Source organism: Tepidimonas sp. (genome assembly GCF_046292505.1).
Taxonomy (GTDB): domain Bacteria; phylum Pseudomonadota; class Gammaproteobacteria; order Burkholderiales; family Burkholderiaceae_C; genus Tepidimonas.
The window spans coordinates 1-596 of record NZ_JBKBQX010000232.1; the positions used below are offsets into that span (position 1 = coordinate 1).

The 596-nt window shown below is 65.1% G+C and carries 1 protein-coding gene; it reads right to left on the minus strand.

What is annotated here, in order from left to right:
- A partial coding sequence (locus ACK4TH_RS12970; RefSeq protein WP_409627033.1) for a DNA methyltransferase occupies positions 1-596 on the minus strand: 596 nt, incomplete at both ends.

Here is a 596-nt window from a genome sequence, read left to right on the forward strand (position 1 = left end):
GGTTGCGGCGAATCTCATAGCCGTGCTTGAGCATCCATTGAATCTCGCCGATCCACACCGTGACACGGGCGAGTTCCGCCGCATACGGGTTGACCTCGATGCCCAGCACGTTCTGGGGGCCGGTTTCGATGACAAGCTGGCGGTGCAGGCCCAGCGCTTCGGCTTCGAGATTGGCGCGGTGTTCCAGGTCTTTCAAGGCGCGCAAGGCCAGGTAGAGGAAGTTGCCGGAACCGCAGGCGGGATCGAGGACGCGAAAGGCTTTCAGGCGTTCGAGGTAACCAAGGAACGCGGCCTGCGCGCTGGCGTAGGCCGACTGCGAGCCCTTACCCCCGACATGATGCTTCGCCATCGCTTCGGCGATCGTTGCCTTCGCCGCCTCCCACTCGGCGGCCAGCGGCCGAATGACGACTGGTTCGATCAACTTGGCGATGGTGGCCGGGTCGGTGTAGTGCGCGCCAAGCTGGCTGCGTTTGGCCGGATCCAGCCCGCGTTCGAACCGGGTGCCGAAAATCGACGGTTCGATGTGCGACCAGTCCATCCGCGCGGCTTCCAGCAGCGCCGCCACTTCGCCAGATTCCAGCGGCAGGGGCGCGACG